A 26040-nucleotide genomic window follows, 5' to 3' on the forward strand; every position below is an offset into this window, starting at 1 on the left:
CGCGTGACCTTCCATGTCGCCAGGCACACAAACGCTACCCTTTTGCTGTCCCTGGGCGTTCCTATCGAGACAGTGAGCAAGCTATTGGGACATGCCGATATGAAGACGACACAGATATATGCCAAAGTGATAGATAAGAACAAGCGGGAAGCAGTCAGTAAGCTGGACGGGCTGACGGATTAGGGAACAGGGCTTTCACCTCATTAATTTCAGAAAGCATTATAAATAAAGAACCTTATTTATCATCTTAATAAAAATTCTATATTTGCAGAAGAAAGATGTTCCCAATGTTTTGCGCATGCTACATCTGAATAGGAAGTGAGTTATTTATAACAAGCCTTGCGTGTAACCTTGTCTAACCGACTATTACTATAAGAATGAATATAAAATCCCTGCTGGAAGATCTCGCTGATAATGATTCTGAGGGTGCCTTGAAGCTAATCTACCTTGCTTACCGGGAAAAGATTTCAAGGTATATTTTGATATATATCAATTCGAAAGAAGTGACAGAAGAGATTTTATCCGATGTATTCTTTACAATATGGGAAAAGAGGAAGTTATTACCGCAAGTAACAAATTTCAATTCTTACATTTACTCGATAGCAAAATATAAGTCACTAAACTACATCCGTGAACAAAAAATAACGACTATAAACCTCGATGACGTACCTATAGACTTGTTTAGCTTTACGAAGACGACTGCTGAAGAAGAATACATTTCACGGGAAATTATAGAAGAATTAAACTCTGCGATAGAAGAACTCCCAGCCAAATGTAAACTGGCCTTTAAGTTGGTAAAAGAAGATAAAATGAAATATAAGGATGCAGCTGAGCATCTTGGTATATCCGTAAAGACGCTGGAAATACATCTTACATCGGCAATCAAAAAAATCAGGGAAAAATTGAAGGAACTTAATCTGAGATAAAAAATTCGGTACCTGATTAGGGGTATTTCATTATTTCTGTTACTTAATATATATAAGATATTTTTATGTGGCAGAATAACGAAATAGAACAACTTGTAATAAACTATCTGACGGGAGAAGCCTCTACGAATGACATTCTTTTGATCTCCGACTGGTTGAGAGAAGATCAGGAGAATGAGAAAATATTCATGCAAATAAAAGAATATTGGAGTGCTGATGTTTCTTCGGTATGCGATGTCGATTATAACAAAGTCTATGATGATTTATCTTTGAAAATAAAAGATACAGAACCCGGGCATTCCCCGGGGAAAATTAGTCTCAGATATGCAGCGGTAGCTGTAGCGGCCGTATTTATAGGGATGTTTATCTATCTCGGTTTTTTAAGGGAAGCTCAGGTTATACACAACTACTCATATATTTCCGGCAATGCTGTGTCACAGATCAGTTTACCGGACGGCACAGGTATACTACTAAATAAGAACAGTACATTGACATATAATAATTCCTTCGGAGAGAATGACAGATATGTCAGCCTTGAAGGTGAAGCATTTTTTGAAGTTACAAAAGATACCGGTAAGCCGTTTATAGTAGATCTGAACGGGACAAAGATAAAAGTACTCGGCACAACTTTCAATGTAAGGAACAGGCCCGAAGAAACGTTTACATCGGCAGTATTACTGGAAGGCTCGATACGTTTCGAATCTCCAAACCAGAATATCCTTCTGAATCCTAACCAGGAACTGGTATATACCAAAGCTAACAGCAAGATAAATGTAAATAATGCCGATATGGAAACGGTCATAGCCTGGAGAGAAAATCTTATAAGGTACAAGTCTTTATCTTTTAGTGAGGTAACAAAAATATTAGAGAAGCATTATAATATATCAATAGAAATAAATAGTGAACAGCTCCGCAATGAGAAAATGACAGGGGCATTCGATGCCAATCTCAACATAGAGCAAATACTTGATATCATGAAAAACAACATACAGTTCAAATGGAAAAAAACGAATGACAACGACTATGTCATTAGCAAATAACTAATAAAATCTATCTAATACTATAAAATAATCTGCCTATGGAATAATCCCGAAAGAAAAAGAAAACCGGCCAATCTTGGAGGAGCAGCCGGTTTTACATCATTATTTAAAATTAGTCTTAACTCATGACACTACCGCAAATAGACGCCGTGAGTTTGTAACCAATTTATTTACAAATATATGAAAAATATATGTATCAGTAAAACTTCTGCCAAAGAAGAATTAATAAAAATACTGCGTATTATGAGAATCACATCATTTCTTTTATTCGTATGTGTTTTCCAAATGCAAGCAATCAATACTTATGCTCAATCAACAAAAATTTCACTCGCTACAGAAGAAGTCTCACTAACAGAGATATTTAAAGACATAGAACGGAAAAGTGAATTCCTTTTCAACTACAAAGACAGTGATGTGGCAGGAATTAAGGCAAAAGTAAATGTTAAAGGAGGGAACATAAATGAAATTCTTGGGCAGGCACTTAAGAATACAAATCTGGTCTATACTATAGATAACAGGCACATTACTATATCCAGAGTAACAAAGCCTGCATCCGATAACAATGCTGTTGTTAATAATAAAATTAAAGTAACCGGACAGGTTACCGATGAAAAAGGAGAACCATTGACCGGAGTATCTGTATCTGTTAAGGGCCAGACAATCGGTACAATTACAGATATCGAAGGAAAGTTTTCCCTGGATGTTGACCCGGGTGATATTTTGAGCATATCTTTCCTTGGTTTCATAAAACAGGAAATAACAGTTACCCGGGCAATCAATCTCAATATTGTACTCAAAGAAATAACCCAGGATTTGCAGGAAGTGGTTGTCGTAGCCTATGGCGTGCAGAAAAAAGCAACCATGACCGGAGCTATTGCGAACATCAAAGGTGATGAATTGAATAAGTCGACGGCAGCTAATATTTCAAATACAATGGCCGGACGTATATCCGGTGTAAGTATGCGCCCAGGCAGCGGAAAACCAGGAGAAGACAATCCTACAATCTACATCCGTGGTATAGGCAGTACAGGGAATATAAATCCGCTGATAGTTATTGATGGAGTGATTCGCGATAATATGAATCAGATAAATATGAATGACATAGAATCTGTCAGTGTTTTGAAAGATGCGACTGCCATTGCTCCATATGGATTAGGAGGTGCAAACGGGGTAATACTCATCACTACCAAAAGCGGAAAGGAAGGCAAGCCGACGCTTACACTCGACGCTTATTACGGATGGCAGACTCCTACCGTGCGCCCAAAAATGTTGAATGCGGCAGATTATATGACCTTGCGGAACGAAGCCTACCTCAACGATAATAAAGGCAAAATACCGGAAGGGGGAGCACTGCCTTTCAACCGGGATATGATAAGCAATTACGGGAAATTACATGCTGAGGATCCGGACAGATATCCGGACAGCAATTTCTATGATGAAATGGTTAATTTATATACACCTATCCAAAGCTATAATTTACAGTTGAATGGAGGTAATGCCCAGACACGTTATTATGTAGGCTTAGGATACTTTGACCAACAGGGGATGTATGACAACATTTACTACAAACGATACAGCATAAACGGAAAGTTCGATATCCAGGCCTTACAATATACCAAAGTATCCCTTTCCTTCAATGGGTCGGTAGAGAAAAGAAATTCAGATCCTGCGCCTATGCCCGTCATGTATATGCCTATACGCAGCCTGTACTATAGCAATGGCCTTTGGGGAGAATCAGGAGGTAGTAGTCCTATCGGCGAACTGAAAAGCGGTTCATATAACAAAATAAATAATAACACCTTATTACTGTCCATGTCGCTTGAACAAGAACTACCTTTTATAAAAGGACTGAGTGCAAAAGGTGTATTCAGCTACGACCCCAATTTTGAATATTACAAGAACTGGAGTAAGCCGAATTACTATTACCTGATCGATACAAATACCAATCCGTATACATATACAAAAACAGTAAACGGAGAAGAAATGACATCACTGGGGCACTCAGACAACCGCAATGAAAAGATATCGGCTCAGGCACACTTGAATTATGCACGTACATTCGGCAAACACGATATAACTGCACTTGCCGTATTAGAAGCCAGAGATACAAAATATAAATGGATAAGTGCTTACCGAAAAGGTTATCAGGTCGACATAGACGAACTGGATATGGGTAGCTCCGATAAAATGGATTTTGATAACGGAGGCTCAAGTTCGCATGTCACACAAGCCGGACTCGTTTACCGTATGACATACGCCTATGACGGAAAATATATGCTTGAAGCTTCAGGTAGATACGATGGGCATTCTTATTTTGCTCCGGGTAAACGATGGGCATTTTTCCCTGCATTCTCTGCCGGTTGGAGAATATCGGAAGAAAGTTTCCTGAAAGATAAGTCAGACTGGCTGCATAGCCTCAAATTAAGAGCATCGTGGGGAGAATCCGGAAACCTGGCAGGAAATGCGTTTGAATATTTATCTGCATACGAACTGTTTGGCAACTCCTACATGTTTGGCAACAAAATAGTACAGGGCTCCAGAATGGGCAAAGAAGCGAACCCCGACATCACATGGGAAAAAGCGAAAAATACGAATATCGGTATCGATGCCTCCCTCTTCAAAGGAATGTTAACATTCGAAGCCAATGTGTTCCATCAGAAACGGTCGGGTATGTTACTGTCTCCTAATATAAATGTACCTGTAGAATATGGCCTGGGTCTTGCACAGGAAAACGCAGGAGTAATGACTAACCGCGGTTTTGAATTCCAGCTGGGAGGAAACTACTCACTGTCTAACGGTTTGAACCTGCATCTGGATGGAAACTTCAGTTATGCTAAGAATAGAATGGATCAGACATACGAATCACTCGATAAGTACAACAGCCCTTACAGACGTCGTACCGGCCGGCCGAGGAACACGCCTTTCGGATATATCGCGGATGGTCTGTTCTCGACGGCTGATGACAAGAACGGAGATGGAATCATCGATGCTGCCGACGGCTATAATGTAAGCCAGTTCGGAGCAGAATTACATCCCGGCGATGTCAGATACAAAGACATCAGTGGTCCTGACGGTGCGCCTGACGGAAAAATTGATGCCTGGGACGAAACAGTTGTAGGTTATGCGCCTTATCCGCGTATTACATACGGATTTACCCTTGCTGCCGATTGGAAAGGGCTCGATGTAAGCCTGTTCTTTCAGGGTGCGGCTCAAGCGAGTATGAATATACAGGGATATCAGACCTTACCTTTCCGTTTGAACAATACAAACGTATCTTATGAATATTTCGACAATTACTGGACTCCCGAACGTCAGGATGCAAAATATCCGAGGATTACACAAGCCCCGTATAAAAACAATACGACTAATTCGGAATATGATAACGGATTCGGACCTTACTCAAGTTCTTTCTGGATGCGCAATACGAATTATCTGCGCCTGAAAAACATCGTTATAGGCTATACGTTACCTCAGCTACTGACCCGCAAGGTAGGTATAAACGCGCTGCGTGTATATGCATCCGGCACCAATCTGCTTACATTCAGCAATCTCGATTTCATTGACCCGGAAGCCAATTACCAGTCCAGGGAAGAGGGATATCCTTTGCAGAAGACATATACAATCGGTTTAAATATAACATTTTAAAAACCAATATTATGAATAATATACGCTATTATATATCATATTTCATTGTAATATCTCTGTCAGTACTCATGTATTCCTGCAGCGATTTCCTCGATACGGAATCACGGAATACATTGACAGAACCGACTCAATGGGCAAGTGAAAAAAATGCAGATGTATACCTCAATGGTATATACAGTACGCTGAATAAACCAAGCACTCCGGACCCTCTCGATAGTTTTACCGATGATAATAATGGTGGGCCGTACTGGGCTTCATGGCAATGGAAGCAAGGTATAGCCACGCCTGAGGTTCGCAACGGTTATCCGATGCAACAAGATGGAACAGCCAACGACTTTATGAACTGGAAATCTGTATATGAACGTATCCGTAAGTGCAATGAATTCCTTGAGCAGGTAGAGTCTCACAAAGGAAACTTCTCTCAGGGGTGGATAAATAAGCGTGTCGACGAGGTACGTTTTCTTAGGGCATATTTCTATGCCGGTCTGTGGCAACATTTAGGCGGTTTGATCATACTTACCGAAACACTTGACCGCAATACTATGACAGAAGAGCAATTATATCGCAAAAGAAACTCATTCGAAGAGACCTATAATTTCATAAGCGACGAGTTGGGAGAGATTGTATCCAATGGTCATCTCGATGTGAAATACAGCAAGGGGGATGCCAATGCCGGAAGGGCTACACTGGGAGCCGCCTTAGCCCTGAAAGGATGGGTAGACCTGTATGCGGCAAGTCCGGGTTTCAATGCCGAAATACCTGTAGCTGCGGAAGGAACGGGCGCTACACCGGAACAAGTGAAACTGGTCGGATTTGGCAATTACGATATTAAACGCTGGCAGAAAGCGGCTGCTACCAACAAGCAGTTTATGACTCTGTATAAAGGAACTTATGAACTGTTCCCGGATATGAGTAAATTCTGGAGCGAAGCTACTGAATACAATCCGGAAGTTATCTGGGATCGCCAGTTGGAGCGTAATATCAGCGGCCTGAGTACAGACTTCGCACAAAAAGGTGGCCCGACATATATACTGGGGAAATACTATACATGGGGAAATTTCTGCCCTACACAGGAACTTGTCGATGAATTCTGCATGGCAAACGGGCTGCCGATAAATGACCCTAATTCAGGATATGATCCTGAAAATCCTTACAAAGACAGAGAGCAACGTTTTTATGACTTCATTGTATACGATGGTGCTCCGTACAAGATGAACTGGATGGAAACGGAAGATATTATTTACACCAGAATAGATAAGGTAAACCCGTCTAAGAATCAGATAGAACTCGGGCAATCCGATGTTACACGCACAGGTTATTATTTCAAAAAACGTATGGACCCTGACTGGGAGCCTACAGGTTCGGGCTATGGCATCAATTATGTATTTTTCCGTTACGCAGAAGTATTGTTGAACTACGCAGAAGCACAAAATGAAGCGTATGGTCCGGACGAAGTATACGAGGTAATTAATGAATTACGTACCACAAGGGGATTACCTACACTTGAAACCTCATATGGAGGAAAAACGCTTAATAAGGATAAAATGCGTGACGTTATACATAGGGAAAGGCGTGTGGAACTGTGCTTCGAGAATAAACGTTTTTACGATCTTGTACGTTGGAGAATTGCATTTGATATATTAAACAAGGAGCTGCACGGAATGAAAATTTACAATACGAAAGATGACAACTCGGGAAAATGGGTGTACGAACGTCTCCCTCTGACAAGCCATCCGCATGTGTTCACGCAAAAGATGTATTTATGCCCTATACCGTATTCTGTAAGAACAGCGAATAGCAAGATTATACAGAATCCGGGATATTAAGAAACTGTTTAAGTTTAGACCCTGATCAAAAACATATCACCCCCGGGGTAAAATGGTTATGCTGGTCGACCGGATTAATGATTTCTCCAATGTCAATGATGTGAGGAATTCTAATCCCGGGGGAGATATATCAGGTAATAATAATTATTAATGATATACTTCAGAATAATAACTGATTGTTAATATCACTTACCAAAAACAGGAAGGCCTGAGACCTTTCAATATTAAAATATAGATGATGAATATTATAATAAAACATTTGTTTTGTTTTATCTGGGTATGTGCGGCAGTAGTATCCCTGTCGGCACAAACCGATAATTACGGAGCAGGGAATGCCAATAAAAGATTTATGCCATCGCTGGGAATGCTCGGCGGAAAAACCGAATTTGATTATCTCAATCTGAAAAATCATCCGGGCAATAGTGGAGTCCCTCTTGGCGGGATTGGAGCCGGCAATGTACAATTCGCCCCCGACGGACGTTTTGCCCGTATAGGTATGAATAATATTCATTTACCTATAAAGAAAAGTAAAGCATCCTTTTTCTCGGTATGGTATAATGATGGAGTGAAAAGTGATGCCCATATGTTAGTAAACGACCCGAATCCGCAATATGGCATTTCACCCGTACAGGAAATCTACTATAAGGGATTGTTTCCACAGGCGGAAATGAACTTCGGCAATTCGGTGAAAGGTATTGATATAAAAATACATGCCTATTCGTCCCTGATACCACACGATGTAAAGAATTCCTCCCTGCCTGTCGTTTTCTTCGATGTAGAGTTACAGTCGGAAAAAGACGGCGAAGTAGCAGTTGCATTTTCATGGGAAGATTTCATCGGCAGAGGTATAAAAGAGCCGGAAAGCATAGAAGGTATGGACGGACAAATATTCAGCCACGGCAGGGACCGCCTGTGTAATGGAGAAGCCTGGCCCGATCGTGCCCCGGAGCAGACATTCACCGAAAAATGGGACTGCGGCAGGCTGTCGGGTATCCGCCAATTTGCGGCTAAACCTTTAGAACCAATCCGTGCTAATTTTCAGAATTATGTCAATGAAGTTGTCCTTTTGGCAGAAAAAAGAGATGATATGCAACTGTCTGTATTACCTGCTTATGACATAGCAAGCGGTGCTCAGGCATGGAAAGGCTTTAAAGATAATGGCCTGTTCGGGAATGCGGATCGGGATATATCGTTCCTAAGTACTCCGCATAAGCAGGATGGCGGTAGCGCTATAGCATTGAAAACAAAAATAAAGAAAGGAGAGAAGAAAACCTTACGCTTCATTTTGGCATGGTACTACCCTGAGATAAAAATAGACAGAAAAAATGATATGCCTGAATATTACTGGGTAGGCGGCAGCGATTACGGGCGGTATTTCCATAATTATTTCAATGATCTGACCTCTCTGGTTGATTATGCTTATCAGAAAAGAAGTTATCTTCTGGAGAAAACAAGTGAATGGCAACAACCTGTGCTGAACAGCACAATGCCGGATTGGTATAAATTTAAGTTAATAAATAGCGCGTATGTCATTTATACCAATATGATTCTGAATAAGAAGGGTGACATGACCGTTAACGAAGGCGGAATGGGAGGACTGGCCGGTACTATGGACCAGCGTATATCATCGCATCCTTTCTATCAAAAGTTTTTCACACAACTCGACCGTTCCGAAATGGATATTTTTGCCGATGCTCAACAGTCGAAAGGAAATATACCTCATTTTGTAGGGCATTATTATATCGGCATGGGGACTGTCGGTGGGCGTGTACCTACAGAAGACAGCTGGATGACAGATAATACGGGCGGCTGGATTATTCAGTTAGCTAAAGACTATCAGCAAACAGGTGATATAAAATATCTCCGCCAACATACCGGGCGTGTACACGATGGTATGGATTTCTTGAAATCCCTGATGCCTGCTAATCTTGAAATTCCCATAGGTCCCACTACCTATGATGACTTTACCCATCCTCCTGTGTACAGTTATGGTGCAGGTATTTATCTTGCTACATTAAAAGCTGCTGCAGTAATATCAAAAGCTGTTGGGGATATCATTAAGGAAAAAGAATATAACGGGCAATTTATACGCACTCAGAAAGACATGATGCGCGTCCTTTGGAATGGCCGTTTCTTTTCTTACGGATGCGAGATAGATGGTTCCGGCAGGCTCGACAATATTTTGTTTACGGGACAATTAGGAGGGCAGTTTGTTAGTCGTTATTGTGGGTGGGGAGATATTATTCCAATGGATATGGTAAAAGCATCCCTCATATCCCAGTTCAAAATATCATTATCAAAAACACCTGACTACTATGCGAATAAGGTATGGGATATAAATCAAAATAAGGGAATAGACAACAGAGGTTCGCAATGCTGGCCGTTCTACCTTGAAAGTTACACCGGATATCCGGCGTTTCAGGCCGGATATTGTGCCGATGCATTAGAAATTATGAAACACATACAACTGGTACATTTGCGTAAAGGGTGGACATGGTGTCAGAATTTATGGAATCCGGCGGAATTATCTTATATGACAGCTCCCGTTACATGGTTTTCGACCGATGTACTGGCAGGAGCGGGATTGAATATTCCCGATAGGGAACTGAGACTGGCTCCGGTAATAAATGGCAAAGATAAAGTTGTTTTACCGCTCTTTTACCCTACTTTCTGGGCAACATTGACAATAGAACCAAAAACAAAAAAGCTGTCTTTGGAAATTATCAAAACATATGGCAATAATAATGTGACATTATCCAGAATAGTATCGGAACCCAACGGAGAGAGCACCGGTAACAGGCAGATTGTAGAAATACCGGAATTTTCCGTCAAAGAGGGTAACGTTTTAGATTTATCTCCGTATTGGGAAAGGATTGTCCGTATTAATACAGATAAGGCTATTTTACCCCAGGCAGATCAGGTAGACTTTATAACGGTGAAGTAATTGGATAATGAAATTTTTATATAATTATCTATACTCATTTCAGTCAACAGCCAACAGTTAGCATAAAAATAAGAGTGGAAAAAGTAACAATAAGAAAATGTGTAAATAGTGTTACATGTGTTACCTTTTGCGACTTTGCGAGAGACTTTTTCACCACAGAGTAAAAGGAGTTACACGGAGTTCCTAGAAGAAAAAGTGGTAGCATAAAAATATCGAAAAGGTGTCAGATATGTCAGATTTTAACACTATATAGTCAATAAATACGAATTTCGTTAATGATTACACCTGCCTATCTTCATGTGTTTGCCACAGTTGTTGGCTGCTAACTGAAAAAAGATTTTCAATAAAAAATAACAAATCTGTATGAATAGAAAAGATTTACTCAGCGTATTGTTTGGAATGGTAATTGTCTTCGTTCTTGGAATGGAGGTACAGGCTCAGGTATACAAAGACCCGAAGGTACCTGTGGAAGAACGGGTAAAAGATTTACTCCAATGCATGACTCTCGAAGAGAAGGTAGAACAGATGTCTATGACGGGAATCGGCAATTTCGATAAAACACAGGCTGTGTATGGCATCTGCGAAAGTCCTTTTGAAGAATTGGAACATGTAGCAACCTTATCTGCCAAAGCAAAAAAACATGCAAGGGAAAATACGCGTTTGGGAATTCCTCCGATTCAAATAGCAGAATGCCTGCATGGCGTACTTGCCTATGGAGCTACAATTTATCCGCAGGCAATAGCCCAGGGTAGTACATGGAATCCCCAACTAATCGAAAAAATGGCTGCCACTATTGCTATCGAAGCTTCGTCTGCCGGAATAGATCAGGCTCTTTCTCCATTGTTCGACCTGATAAGAGATCCCCGATACGGGAGAAATGAAGAATGCTATGCTGAAGATCCTTATCTCGTTGGTGTGATGGGTTCGGCTTTTGTGACAGGGATGCAAGGAAAACCAGAACAGACAAGAACCGGTATTCCGGTAGGAAAGCTTATGTGTACAGCCAAGCATTTTGCAGGATACAGTGTTCCGTGGGCAGGTATAAATCTGGCTCCGGCATCGATGGGCGAAAGAGAATTGAGGACGTTACATTTCACTCCTTTCGAAATGGTAGTAAAAGATGCAAATGTATATTCGGTAATGCCATCCTATAATGAAGTAGACGGTGTACCTGCCCATGCAAATGATTTCCTGCTTAATAAAGTATTACGCGACGAGTGGGGATTTGAAGGATATGTATTTTCAGATTATGGAAGCGTTTCACATCTGTATAATTTCCATAATATAGCTAAGGACAGGCCGGAGGCAGCAATGCGGGCTGTAGAGGCGGGAGTAGATCTGGAGGCAGCACGTCCGCATGTATATCCTCATCTTGTACAATTGGTCAAAGATGGTAAAGTGTCAGAAAAACTGATAGATATGGCTGTCTCTCGCATATTGGCAGCTAAGTTCAAAGCAGGATTGTTTGAAAAACCTTATGCTGACATAAAAAACGTGCAGAAAAATGTTCATACCTCCGAACATGTAGCTTTAGCACGTCAGATTGCAGAAGAGTCCGTAATATTGCTCCAAAATGAAAATAATCTTTTACCACTGAATAAATCCACTCTGAAAAGCATAGCTGTTGTAGGCCCGAATGCAGATCAGGTCCAGTACGGAGACTATAGTTATACGCGGGATAATAAATCGGGAGTAACCATATTGGAAGGTATAAAGAAGACTGTAGGTGAAAAGATAAAGATTAATTATGCTAAAGGTTGTGGAATTACCGACCTTAGCAAAGACGGATTCCGGGAAGCGATAAAAGCTGCACAAGAAAGCGATGTTATTGTTACTGTACTTGGGGAAACCAGTGTCATCCTTTCAGGATTAGGTTGGGGTAAAGGCCCGGGGGAAGGAGAAATTCAGGACCCTTTTACTACCGGCGAAGGATATGACCTGACAGATATTAATCCAATCGGAGTGCAACGTGAATTGTTACAAGCACTGAAAGAAACAGGCAAACCTATAATACTTGTTCTTGTACATGGCAGGCCATGGAGTATAAAATGGGAAAAGGAGAACATTCCGGCAATACTGGAAGGATGGTATCCCGGAGAACAGGGTGGAAATGCTATAGCCGACATCCTTTTTGGTAATGTAAATCCTTCAGGGAGGCTCAATGCCACTTTCCCCCAGTCAGTGGGACATATCCCCGTATTTTATGACTACAAGCCATCCGCAAAGGGTATAAACAGAGAGCCCGGAACACCGGAAAAACCCGGACGGGACTATGTTTTCTCTTCTCCGGACCCATTATTTCCTTTTGGATTCGGACTGTCATATACAACATTCGAATATTCGGATATGCAGGTATCGAAGAAAAAGTTCGGTAAGGAAGATATCCAAGTCTCTGTAAATATAACGAATACAGGGAAACGCAGAGGAAAAGAAGTGGTACAGTTTTATATAAACGATAAGGTAAGTACAGTAACCACTCCTGTGATAACACTCAAACGGTTTGAAAAAATAGATTTAAATCCGGGAGAGAGTAAGCGGGTTTCTTTCAACCTGTCATATAAAGACCTGGGGTTATGGAACTCGCAAATGCAATTTGTAACTGAGCACGGAGAATTTGAATTTATGTTTGGTAAATCAGCCGAAGATATCAAATGTAAAGATACTGTAGAGTTTGTTTCTATGCCTTAAATCAGGTTTGCGGACTATTATGGAAATACATTGATACCAGTATGCTGTTTGAGTCACTGGACAAATTAATGTAAATCTTTTACCCTGCACTATATAACCAATAGGAATTATTAAATTCGATAAAAACATAGCAAACGAAGTATTCAGAGTGACTATTAATGAAGAAAAAATTAAAAGTAAGTTTTTGTGGAATTTTGAAAATGCTCCTATAGAATTGAAAGTTAAAGCCAAAGCTATTCCTAGCTAGGGATTGTATAATGAAATGGCAGATTCTTTACCCTTCTCAATAAGCCAATGGAAAGATGAACCGGAAAAAGAGATAATATTAATACCGTATGGTTGTACAACGTTGAGGATATCACAGTTCCCGATAGTAAGATAAAGAATTTTATGCCCATGAAATAAATGTTTCAAAAAAGAGTACAACCATACACGCCGAATCGGAAGTAAAAACGAATACGTTACCAACAAAAAATTTCACTTTGAGGTAGAAATTGAAGACATGGAAAGTCATATTGTCAAAACCGGCCTCACATCAGCACAGGGAAAATTAGATGATATCCATTTCTGGAGCTAGGGTTACAGTTATCTATATAATGTATACACTATTCTAGATGTGGACAACAAACCTATGGATGATGGTTTCCATCCTATCTAGGTTGCCGGATATGCGGGCAATAGCCCGAATGTCATATATAAACATCATTATATAGCGACGAACCCAGATGAACAAAAACTTACAATGTCGAAAAAAACGGGATTAGCTGAACACCAAAATATTGTAGTATGTTTTATTCCAAATTCGCTCAAACCGATTATCATTATACTTCCTTTGTGGAGGACTACTCATAATGTTGCTTGCTGTTTTTAACTGCCTTGTACCACACACCTGACTATTATTATATGCTCAAGTCATAATTATTGATTTTGGATTTCGCCATATTGACTTGGAGTCATTCCATAAATATGTTTGAAACATTTGGAAAAATATTTGATATCGGAAAAGCCAACCATATAAGCGACTTCTTTTATCATATATTCCCCTGTCTTTAACAATAAAGCAGCTCTTTTTATTCTGATTTCCCGTATGAACTCCACCGGAGCCAATCCAGTCAGGCCTTTTACCTTATTATAGAAAACTTTTCGGCTTAAATTGGTTTCGGAAACCAAATCGTCTATGGTTAGTTCACTGTTATCGATATTCTTATCTATCACGGTGGTAATATCTTTTAAGAATTGTTCGTCCCGAGGAGTAATCCATGATTTTATTTCTTCGTTTTCGTCTTTACATAAATCGTTTTCTGGAGTATTTTGGGTCAGGTAATCGGATAATCGTTTTCTTTGTTTAATAATATTCTCGATTTTGGACTTTAATAGCTTTACATTGAACGGTTTTGTGATATAATCGTCAGCACCTTGTGCCGTTCCTTCCAATTTATCATCCAGGCTTGTCTTTGCTGTAAGTAATATAAAAGGAATATGACTGGTTTCTTTGCTGTTACGTATTTTTTGCAGAAACTCTATCCCGTCCATTTCCGGCATCATAATATCGCTTAATATGAAGTCAGGCATATATTTTACCGTTAGTTCATATCCCTCCCTTCCATTTTCCGCTTCATACAGGATGTAGTATGGAGACAAGATAGATTTAATAAAACTTCTTAAGTCAGCATCATCTTCTACGATCAATATAGATAACAGGTTTTCTTCTTTTATAGATTCACGGTTGGATGGATTCCCTGCTTCGTCCAATGCAAAAGCAACGAGTTTGTCTTGTCTGGTATTGCCTATGTGTGAGTTGATTATTTCAATATTTTCATCATTTAAGAATTGATTTAAACCCGGTTGGAACAAAACAGTAAACGTGGATCCTTTGTCAACATCACTTTCAACAATTATTCTTGCATGATGCTTATCCGCGACTTCCTTAACTATGGAAAGGCCTATGCCTGTGCTGGGTTTACTTTTGTCCGTATTGAAAGAGGTAAAACGTGTAAATAATTTATTTTGTATCTCCTTGGTCATACCCTTACCTTCATCTTTGACCTGAAAAGCAAACATTTTATCTTTTTGGAAAATACTGACTTCTATTTTTTTTTCGACTGCCGTATATTTGATGGCGTTAGACACCAGATTATAAACAAGTTTCTCGATACTGTCCGTATCGACCCATATTTTTTCTGATCCGATCTGATTGTTGACAACCAGTGAAATGCCTTTACTTTCTGCCGTCTTTCTGAAATTACTGCATAAATCGGAAATATATTCGCCAAAAGCGACCTCTTTTATTTGTAATTTTTGCTTTTGGATTTTTCTAAAGTCTAGTATTTGATTTACCATGTTCAGCATCCTGTTTGCATTTTTAAGTACCAATTGAAGTTGAGGCTCGGCATCCGGCAATACTTTATTATTCTCGATAATATCTTCTATCGGTGAGACTATCAGTGTAAGCGGAGTACGTATTTCGTGTGATATGTCCGTGTAGAAACGGGTTTTCATTTCAGTTTGCTCCTGTTCCAGTTTTACTTTGTCTCTCATCCTGTAGAATACGAACAGGCTGCGGAATATTACGAAGATCACAATAATAGATAAAATGATATATAATAGATACATCCATTGTGTTTGCCAGAAAGAGGGTCTAATAACAATTTTGAGTATACGTTCATTGTCGGTCCATTCCCCGTTGCTGTTTGTTGATTTTACCCTGAAAGTATATTCTCCGGGGGGAACATTCGTATAATTGACCAAACGTTGGTTTTGATTATATATCCATTCATTTTCCAACCCTTCCATTTTATATGTATATGAAATACTGGGTGGATTGGCGAAATCTAAAGCTGCATATTCAAGGCTGAATGTATTTTCCCTGTGACTTAAGGCTATTTTCTGTATATCGTCTAATTCCGCATTCAGTGTATAATCTTTCCCTGACACTTTGAATTTGGTGAAAGCAATATAGGGTTTATATTCGTCTTTTCTTATATTTTCGGGATCAAATGACAACGTACCTTTAGTGTAACCTAAAATGATTTCTCCTTTTTTTATGAACAACGGCGAAGCTTCAGAAAAAAAATGATTCTCAATGATTCTGGCAACATCCCTGAATTGTTCGACCTGTCCTTGTTGAGGATCAAATCTTGAAAGATTACCTTCTCCAACGATCCAGAGTCTATTATGTTTGTCTTCTATTACGGATAATACAATATCGAAAGGAAGTCCGTTACTTGTATCATACGTCTTGAATTGAGACGGAAATCCTTTCGTATCAGATTCACTAACGAGGCTTAATCCTCCTCCTTGAGTGGGGATGTATACTTTTTTGTCTTGGGTAATATATATCTTGAAAATATCATTGGCCCTCAATCCGTTTTTTTCTTTGTATGTTTTTGCATAAACTTTGTAATTCATGGATTCCGGTCTTTCATAGTTGACAGAGAAAACGACTAGCCCTAATGTTGTACCCACATAAAAAATATTACTCAAGCTATTGATTGCCCGTACCTGATAACCTGTATTCATCGGGTAGTTCTTCAAAAGATTGTGACTGTTGATAAACTGTCCGCTATTCTTATCGAAAAGATTGATTCCACCACCGTAAGTTCCAACCCAGATATATCCTTTATCGTCTTCATGTACGGAATAAACATTATTGTTACTTAGGCTGTAAATATCAGAAGGATTATTCTTGTAATTCTTGATATGGTATGAATTATCTTTGTCCTTCCTTTTTTCGAGAAAATATAATCCGTTTCCTTTGGTTCCAATCCAGATATTACCTTTGATATCTTGGGTAAATGTATATGCCATAACCTTTAACGGGGTAGCTGTTTTCGAAATATTTCCATCAGTGGTTAAATACCCTTTGAATTTCTTTTTCGAATCATATACAAGTATCATGTTTTCCTTACTTCCCAGCCAGATATTATTGTTTTTATCTTCAAAAAGAGCTCTTATCTCGTAATTTAATGAGTTGGGTTTCTCTGTAAAATCCGACTTTCTGAATATTTCACTGTCGAAACTTATCTTTTCCACCCCATCGGTACGGGTGCTTATCCACATATTACCCTGCCGGTCTATGCACAGATCGTGAAGCATATGCGAAAACTTCCATTCGGGAGATAAGGGGGCATTATAAAAAGGTAATAATTTGTCAACGGTTTTATCATAATAAGAAAGACCTCCACCTCTGGGATGTACCCATATACGTCCGCTTTTATCTTCTTCCATAACAAAGCGGGGAGGAAATAAATAATCGCCTATTACTGATACAGCAGGAACATAGTATCTCAATCGGCTGGTTATTATATTGAACCTTGCAATTCCGGGAGAATCCGTTTCGATCCATATATTATTATTGCTGTCAATGAAGCAAGATTTCATATTATTGGAGGGCAATTCTGCCGATGTTGATTTATCAAACTTGTTGAGTGTTGTTTTGTTTTTGTCACAAATGAAAAAACCATCTTCTGAACTTAGTATTATCAGCAGGTTATCATAAATATTTTTAATGGAAATGATATCGGATTTGACGTTTGTATTGAATATATCAAACTTTTTACTTTTTTTGTTGTAACACACGATACGTCCTTTGTCGGCTCCAAACCATACTTCATTATCCGTTTCGTACGCTGAAAAAAACGACATTCTTCCGCCGTGTTCTTTGTCGGAAGAGTAGAAAGTTTTATATGCCGCGTCTTCTTTCTCCGGTTCCTTGAATCTGACTATCCCCTGATCTGTTAGTACCCAGGAACAATTGTCGCTATCTTCATATATGGCTCTTACATTGTTACTTGGCAGGCTTTGATTTGCAATAGAATATATTTTATAAGTATTGGTTATGTCAAGTACACAGATTGCCCCCATATCTTCCGAGGTTAGCCATACTCTGCCTGATGGCATTATTAATATTTCAGATGCGGAAAATGGCTCATCTTTGATATTGAATGATGCTATATATTTCTCCTTATGCGGATCAAAGCAATAAATTTCTTTGTTATAAGTATGTACCCAAATATAACCGGAAAGAGCTTCGACAATTTTATCAATGCGATTACTCCTCATAAAGATACTATCTTCCCGAGAAGATTTGTAAGTGGTGAAATTATATCCGTCAAATTTGCATAGCCCATCCCATGTCGCAAACCACATAAATCCTTTCTTATCCTGTATGATGCTCATCACGGAACGTTGAGGCAAACCTTCCAATAATCCATAATGCTCTATATGACATTTTGGTTGTCCTGAAACAGAGTTATATAACGGAAGAGACAGGACTAATAAGGCGATAATGTGATAATTCATGATATAAGTCAAGTTAAACCCAAATGCTATAGCAAATATAACTTTGTTATAACAATAATCATAGTTCATTAAGAAGAATTTATGTTTAATATTTTGTATGGTTATTTTTGTTTTACGATAGCAATCAGCATCTTGTGAGTCGTGTATTGTTTTATCGGTTCCAATTTAACACCTACAAAATGCCAAATATTCGATATGAAACCGGAAATATTGTTTTATTATTGTAACAAGATAATCATTATTAAATAACCATTAAAAACTATGAAAAAAAAGAGAATCTTATTGAGTATATTTTGTATATTGTCATTTAGCTTGTGCTCTCAAAATATGGTAAACGAAGTCTCTAAAGCTTGGGTTTCAGATTTAGGGAATGGCGAGTATAAGAATCCTGTTTTGTATGCCGATTATTCCGATCCGGATGTCTGCCGTGTGGGTGACGATTTCTATATGACAGCTTCCAGTTTCAACTGTATCCCGGGACTGCCTATCCTGCATTCGAAAGATCTGGTAAACTGGACTATTGTCGGACATGCCATCGGCAGAATGCCCGAAAACGCTATCTTCGGAGATGGTGTAAATCATGGAGGCAATGTATGGGCTCCCTCTATCCGTTACCATAAAGGAGAATTCTATATCTATTACGGAGACCCCGATTTAGGAATCTTCATGACAAAAACCAAAGATCCCTGCAGGGAATGGGAACCTCTTGTACTGGTCAAAGAAGGTAAGGGACTGATTGATGCCTGCCCGCTTTTCGATGATAATGGCGATGTATATCTGACACACGGGTATGCCGGAAGCCGTGCGGGAATTAAAAGCCTGTTGGCTGTTACACGCCTTACACCCGATGGGAAGAAAGCTGAGGGTGAATCTAAAATAATATATGACGGGCACGATATTGACCCTACCATTGAGGGGCCTAAGTTTTATAAAAGGAACGGCTATTATTATATTTTTGCTCCCGCGGGAGGTGTTGCCACAGGTTGGCAACTGGCTATGCGTTCGAAAGATATATTCGGCCCCTATGAGCGTAAAGTAGTGATGGACCAAGGCAAGACAGAGGTTAACGGCCCTCATCAGGGAGCATGGGTAGATATTCCTACAGGTGAAGACTGGTTCCTGCATTTTCAGGATGTAGGAGCATTCGGACGTATTACCCACCTTCAGCCGATGGTTTGGAAGAACGATTGGCCTGTTATCGGTGAAGATAAAGACGGTGACGGATGTGGAAATCCTGTTTTGACAGATAAAAAACCGAATGTGGGTAAAACTTATCCTATAGCCACCCCTGCCGAAAGTGATGAATTCAATACCAACAGTCTGGGATTGCAGTGGCAATGGCATGCCAATCCTGAATCGTGGTGGTATTTCACTAATCAGGAGAAAGGATACCTGAGCCTCTATTCGGTACCCAACCCTGATAATTACCAAAGCTTGTGGGATGTACCCAATCTGCTGTTACAAAAGATTCCCGCACCTAATTTTACCGCAACAATAAAACTGGCGCTGAAACCGGACCTGAGATTTACGGGTGAGCGTACCGGATTAATAGTAATGGGATTGGATTATGCTTTGTTATCGTTCGAGAATACTGAAACCGGTTTTACCTTATCGCAAGTGGAATGCCAGAAAGCCGACAAAGGAGGGATGGAAAAAATAAACGCTTCCGTACCACTAAAAGATGCGACAGTATATCTAAGGGTTAAAGTAAATCCTGATGCAAGCTGTAGTTTCAGTTATAGTACGGACGATAAGAAATATACCCCGTTGGGAAACAGATTCATGGCAAAAGAAGGCAGGTGGATCGGCGCCAAGATCGGTACTTTTTGTTCCCGTCCCCTCAAAGGTAACGACGGCGGCAGAGTCGATATAGACTGGCTCAGAATAAGTAAATGATTTTGCATGGTAATTTTATATTTTTGAGTTAAGTTAGTCAGGTGTGGATAATTGGTCAATATCCACACTTTTTTATATTTAATAAGTACGTCATTTTAATTAGTATATATTATTATTGTTTAGCAGTTCTCCTGTTTATCAGACTTTTGGGGATTTAATAGCATAAACTAATTTAGCATGGGTGCTCATTTAAGTATAAAGTGCGATTTCAATTATTTACTACCCTCAGTTCATTAAGTTTAATGTTAAAAAACAGATATGATATATAATATATTTATAATCAATGTATTTACTTATTGAGGAGATTTGAAAAATCCAATTTAACCCTACTGAAAAGCCAAATTTTACCCTTTGCTAAAATTATTAAAATCTAATATTGCATGATAAATATTTATTATTTGTGTAAAAAGAATCTCTAAACTATGAATTATGCAAAAATCGAACAAACTAATTAGTCTGTGTATTGTTGCTTTGTTCTTCTTGAGTGTTAATGTTTATGCACAACAGAGGGCAGTAACAGGTACTGTTACAGACAGTAAAGGAGAAACTCTCATCGGAGTTTCAATTATTGCCAAAGGAGCAACAACCGGTACGATAACTGACATGAACGGTAAGTACTCTATTAGTGTACCTTCCGGTAGCAATGCTCTTATAGCAAAGTACATAGGGATGAAAGAGAAAGAAGTTGCGATCTCTGGCCCTATCGTTGATATCGTAATGGAGGAAGATAACGCCCAATTAGATGAGGTGGTGGTTATCGGTTACGGGGCGGTAAGGAAAAAAGATTTGACGGGAGCTGTCTCTTCAGTCGGAGAAAACGTGTTGAAGAATATTCCTGTTACATCCGCGGCAAGTGCTATTACCGGACGTTTGGCGGGTGTGAGTGTTATTACGACAGAGGGTTCGCCCGATGCTGCTATCAATGTTCGTGTACGTGGAGGCGGTTCCATTTCGCAGGATAATTCTCCGTTATTTATTGTCGACGGATTTCAGGTAAGTAATATCGATGATGTTCCGCCCGGGGATATCGAAAGCATGCATGTGCTGAAAGATGCATCTTCTACAGCTATCTATGGAGCTAAAGGGGCTAACGGAGTTATACTTATTACAACCAAGAGCGGTAGGGCAGGGAAAACAACTGTGCGGATGAACGCTTCTGTCGGCTTTAGTGATATGTATAATGAAACCCCTGTACTTTCCCCTTATGAATACGTTTATTTGCAAAGGGAATTGGACTTGGCCGATAACGCCAATTTCTTCAAGTATTACGGACGTTGGGAAGATATAGACATTTACAAATCGAGACAAGGAACCAACTGGCAAAAAAAATTGTATGGGGAAACCGGTGTAAAACAAAATTACAATTTAAGTATAAGTGGAGGAGACCAGTCGCTGTCATACAGTATTAGCTATACGCGTGATGATGAGAGTTATATCATGAAAACATCAGAATACAAGCGCGATAATCTCAATATAAAAATAGACAAAACTTTCGGCAAATATTTGAGGCTTGAGTTTAATCCCAAGATGTCAAGAAGGGTTATCGACGGAGCCAGCGTATCTTCGGGAGGTAAATTGCGGGACGCAGTAAAATTCGCTCCGGTAAATACGCAGACCAGTATATCATTGGATGACGCTGAAAACGGTTATAATTCGGAGAATATAAGCAACCTGAACGACCCATATTTCAATGTGGTAAATGAGTATAAAAAACAAATCAAATTCAGCAATTCATATAATGCGGCATTAACATGGAATATACTTAAGGGCTTATCCCTTCGTGCGGAAGGTATTTATGGCTTCTTAAACGACCGTACCGACCAGATCTATTTAAAGAATACGGGTGAAGCCAATCAAAAAGCCGGGCAACCGGTTGCTTACCGTACATATTGGGATGGTAATAATTGGACTGCCCGCGGTATATTAAGTTACAACAACAAAATAAAAGAGCATTATTTTGATGCGATGGCGGCAATAGAGTATAATCATTCAGTAAAAAACAGGATGGTGATCAATTCAGATTATTTCCCTCACGACTACACAGCTGAAAATATTTTGGCTATGTGGAACAATGGGAAAGCGGAACCTACCTATACGACCATTGAAGAACCAAGCCGTACGAAGTCGTACTTCGGACGTGCCAATTACATCTACAACGACCGCTATTACGCTACATTTACACTACGTGCCGATGGCACGAACGTATTTGCACCCGGAAACAAATGGGGCGTGTTCCCTGCCGGATCGATAGCATGGCGTGTATCAGAAGAAGATTTTATGCAAGTAACGCAAAACTGGATGCCAAATATGAAGATACGTGCCAGTTATGGTTTGGCCGGTAATGCCCGGGTTGGTTCATACTGGCGCCAGACCTACAATGCGGTAACAAACACCAAAAACCTGTATTATGTAAATGAGGTTGGACAAAGTTCCCTGCAACCGGGTAAAGAATTGCGCAACGAAAACCTATCCTGGGAAACGAAATACTCTACAAACCTGGGGCTTGACTTCGGATTCTTGGATAATCGTATCGGCCTGACAGTCGATTATTATAAAGATGTTACTAAAGACCTGATTATGCAGGTGGATTTACCGTCTAACTCGGGTTATGAAACTCAATACCAGAATCTGGGACAAACAACGAATAAAGGACTTGAGATTACTTTGAACGGGACTTTAATCAGCCAGAAGGATTTCTTTCTGGATATGAACTTCAATATCTCCTTTAATAAAAACAGGGTAGATGCCTTATACGGGAAAGAAAAAGATCAGATGATCATAAGCGGTACCAATGCTCTGGAAATCGGACGTGACAATTACCGGGTTGTAGTCGGGGAAGAAGTTGGCCTGATGTATGGATATGTATCCGACGGCATGTATTCTTTCGATGACTTTACTTTTGACGAAGTGGGTAGAAAATGGGTTATAAAGGAAGGTGTTGTCGATTGCCAGGGAGTATTGACCAGAGCCGGTAATTATTACGGACCGGGACATATGAAATTGAAAGACCTGAATGGCGACGGGAAAATCGATGCCGATAACGACCGGAAGATTGTAGGCCGCGCACAGCCGAAACATACCGGAGGATTCAGCTTCACAGCAGGGTGGAAAGGCTTTGACCTGGTTGCCATGTTCAACTGGTCGTATGGAAATGATATATTGAATGCAAGCAAGGTTGACTACAATAGTTATGCAGGGTCGAAACGCTATCAGAACATGACAACCGAAATGAATCTGGCAAACCGGTTCACGTTTATTGACCCTGCAACAGGACGTAACATTTACTCCGGAGATTACGCTAATCCTGGATTACTGCAACAGTTGAACACGAATGCAAGTTACTGGCATCCGATGACAAATGCGACCGTGATGACTGACTGGGCAGTCGAAGACGGTTCATTCCTGCGTCTCGGTAACCTGACGTTCGGTTATACTTTGCCGAAAAAAATTACCCGGAGATTCGCTGTTGAGAATTTACGCCTGTATGGTACGGTAAATAATGTATTTTGCCTGACTTCATATAGCGGACAAGATCCTGAGGTCAGTACATCTGGTAGCAATCTTTCTCCCGGTATAGACTATTCTGCCTATCCCAAATCACGTACATGTATTTTCGGAATTAATGTAACATTTTAGAAATTAAATTATGAAAAAGAACAGATTAATATATTTATTGATATTAAGTACATTCCTGTTAAATGCCTGTACGGATGATTTTCTGGACACAAAATCACCATCGATACAAAGCAGCCAGAATGTCTTTGAGAACGAAGGAATGGTGCGGTCCGCCATTATGGGTGTATATTCGCAACTGTCTACTACTTTGGTTTACGGACAAAAAATGTCTGTGAACTGGCAAGGCGTTTCCGATATAGAACTGGCAAGTGGTTATCCGTCCCAGACAAATACTGATAAAACGAGTGATACGGGTGCAGCCAATTATTGGTGCGACTGGTACAACCAAACCGTGCGTTGGAATGAGATATTTAAGTTGACAGAATTGGCAAGTGCCGCTGTAGATGGTATCCGTAATTCGGAAATGCTAAAAAGTAATCCTGATAAAATGAAGCCTTATCTGGGTGAAGCTCTGGTATTGCGTTCGTTAGGTTATTTTGAACTGGTACGCCGTTGGGGAGACATCCCATATAAGGATGGTATGTCGAGTTCCGACCTTTCGAATGTATATCTGGGTAAAAGTGACAGAGACAGTGTTTATACTGCTATTATTAAAAACATGCAGGAAGCTATCGAATATTTACCATGGCTTGGAGAAAACGCGGATTTCAATTGTGAACGTGTTACAAAAGGTTTCGCCAAAGGCTTATTGGCGCGTATTGCCCTTTTCGCCGGAGGTTGGTCGCTTCGTGACGGTAACAATTTTTCCGATGCTAATGTGGAACATTATCCTAATACCGAAAATAATCCGGGTATGGCCGAAGTGAATGGTTATTATATAGGACGCCCTAAAAATTGGCGGGACTTTTATGAAATTGCTGAGCAACAGTGCGCCGAAATGATAGGAAGTGCCGAAAATCCACATCGGTTAGACCCTGATTATGGTAATATATGGAAAACTGTTTGCGGCCTAGGATATAACTCTTCCAACGAAAATCTATTCGAAGTAGCCAACGGCGTAGGATATAGCGGTGATATAGGCACGCTGATGGGACGCGGCATAGACGGAGGTCTCGGCTATGGATCACGCGGTTTTGGCGGTACTTATGTGAGTACCAATGCGTATTATTTTTATTCTTTTAATCCTGACGATTTACGTCGCGATTATGCCTGTTACTGGCCTAACTACGGAAAAACGAATAACGTCAACATGGAATCGATGAAGAATGATATCATGTCCGTCCGGCTGGGTAAATGGGACTTTTTTTGGACAAGCAATGCTTACAAGTCTATCGCCTTGACGGCTACAGCGCGTGTACCGACGGGTATCAACTGGATTATTATGCGTTATCCGGATGTTTACCTGATGTTTGCCGAAGCCCGTAACGCGTTGTCGGATCCGGAGTCAGTTAATCCTGTAGCTGGAATGAGCGCCCGCCAGGCACTGGTTAAAGTTCGCGAAAGGGCTTTTGGTACCGGTTCTGCCAGTGCAGCAAATATCAATCCGGATTTCTTCCAGGCTATAGTGAACGAGCGTGCTTGGGAATTTGGAGGGGAAGGCATCCGTAAATTGGATTTGGTTCGCTGGGGATTGCTCGATCAAAAGATTGAAGAAATGAAGGAAGCCATGCTGTTGTTAATGGACGGGGGGCACCCTGTTAAGATATTTGACAAGGTATACCAACCGTCGGATTTCCCTCAAAATCTTTATTTCAGGTATGACAGTAATAATGAATTTATAGACCTCTCCAGCGTGAACTTTTACAGAAATTTAGCAGCCAATCCGAATGAGAGCCTTTATACTACTGTAAAATGGTTTCCTGCTAACTATTGGAATTTAACGGAAGGTAGTGAAACAACCTTGGTAAATAACTCGGTAAAAGTATTGATTTGCGCTTCAGGATTAAGATCCTCTTATAATTATAGCACTCTTTTCTCCAAGCTGAAATACGGTGCTAAGATCAGCGAAGCTTATGCCAATTACAATACAGGTAACAAAACCTGTAATTATCGTCACCTGTATGCTATCTATTATGAAGATATATACGAATCTAACGGCTACCTGTCCAATTCTTACGGTTTCGATTACGAATAAAAATAATAAGTTCCTATGTTTAAAATCGGAAGCGATGGCTGAGTAGAAAAAATAAGCTATATGT

At 40.0% G+C, this 26040-nt stretch carries 11 protein-coding genes; 10 read left to right on the top strand and 1 reads right to left on the bottom strand.

From position 1 onward, the window contains the following. The 7 genes from ACFO6W_RS02820 to ACFO6W_RS02850 form a co-directional block, all read left to right on the top strand. Positions 1-183: tyrosine-type recombinase/integrase (locus tag ACFO6W_RS02820; protein ID WP_379993733.1), on the top strand; the 183-nt coding region annotated here is incomplete at its 5' end. 194 nt (positions 184-377) lie between these two features. Next, positions 378-926 carry an RNA polymerase sigma factor gene (locus ACFO6W_RS02825; protein ID WP_379993809.1) on the top strand — a complete coding sequence of 183 codons (549 nt, stop codon included), beginning with the start codon at positions 378-380 and terminating at the stop codon, positions 924-926. Between the two features lie 65 nt (positions 927-991). After that, the gene (locus ACFO6W_RS02830; protein WP_379993810.1) at positions 992-1966 is read left to right on the top strand and encodes a FecR family protein; all 975 of its coding nucleotides are present in this window, start codon (positions 992-994) and stop codon (positions 1964-1966) included. A 243-nt stretch (positions 1967-2209) separates the two neighbouring features. Next, the gene (locus ACFO6W_RS02835) at positions 2210-5611 is read left to right on the top strand and encodes a TonB-dependent receptor (RefSeq protein WP_379993811.1); all 3402 of its coding nucleotides are present in this window, start codon (positions 2210-2212) and stop codon (positions 5609-5611) included. Positions 5612-5622: 11 nt separating this feature from the next. Next, positions 5623-7437, top strand: a complete 1815-nt coding sequence (locus tag ACFO6W_RS02840; protein WP_379993812.1) for a RagB/SusD family nutrient uptake outer membrane protein — start codon at positions 5623-5625, stop codon at positions 7435-7437. 235 nt (positions 7438-7672) lie between these two features. Next, positions 7673-10381, top strand: a complete 2709-nt coding sequence (locus ACFO6W_RS02845) for a GH116 family glycosyl-hydrolase (RefSeq protein ID WP_379993813.1) — start codon at positions 7673-7675, stop codon at positions 10379-10381. Between the two features lie 363 nt (positions 10382-10744). Further along, positions 10745-13069, top strand: coding sequence for a glycoside hydrolase family 3 N-terminal domain-containing protein (locus tag ACFO6W_RS02850; RefSeq protein ID WP_379993814.1), 2325 nt, complete (start codon positions 10745-10747; stop codon positions 13067-13069). Between the two features lie 918 nt (positions 13070-13987). Here ACFO6W_RS02850 and ACFO6W_RS02855 read toward each other — a convergent pair. Continuing rightward, the gene (locus tag ACFO6W_RS02855) at positions 13988-18370 is read right to left on the bottom strand and encodes a hybrid sensor histidine kinase/response regulator transcription factor (protein WP_379993815.1); all 4383 of its coding nucleotides are present in this window, start codon (positions 18368-18370) and stop codon (positions 13988-13990) included. 327 nt (positions 18371-18697) lie between these two features. Between ACFO6W_RS02855 and ACFO6W_RS02860 the strand changes: the two genes are divergently transcribed. From ACFO6W_RS02860 to ACFO6W_RS02870, 3 genes are all read left to right on the top strand, one after another. Further along, entirely contained in the window at positions 18698-20266 is a 1569-nt protein-coding gene (locus tag ACFO6W_RS02860; protein ID WP_379993816.1) for a glycoside hydrolase family 43 protein, read from the top strand. Between the two features lie 429 nt (positions 20267-20695). Further along, complete coding sequence (locus tag ACFO6W_RS02865; RefSeq protein ID WP_379993817.1) at positions 20696-23902, top strand: SusC/RagA family TonB-linked outer membrane protein; 3207 nt, start codon at positions 20696-20698, stop codon at positions 23900-23902. Between the two features lie 10 nt (positions 23903-23912). After that, on the top strand, positions 23913-25976 hold the full coding sequence (locus ACFO6W_RS02870) for a RagB/SusD family nutrient uptake outer membrane protein (RefSeq protein ID WP_379993818.1): 2064 nt from the start codon (positions 23913-23915) through the stop codon (positions 25974-25976). Positions 25977-26040: the final 64 nt, after the last annotated feature.

Origin of the sequence: Dysgonomonas termitidis, from assembly GCF_042654545.1 — a bacterium.
Lineage (GTDB): Bacteria > Bacteroidota > Bacteroidia > Bacteroidales > Dysgonomonadaceae > Dysgonomonas > Dysgonomonas termitidis.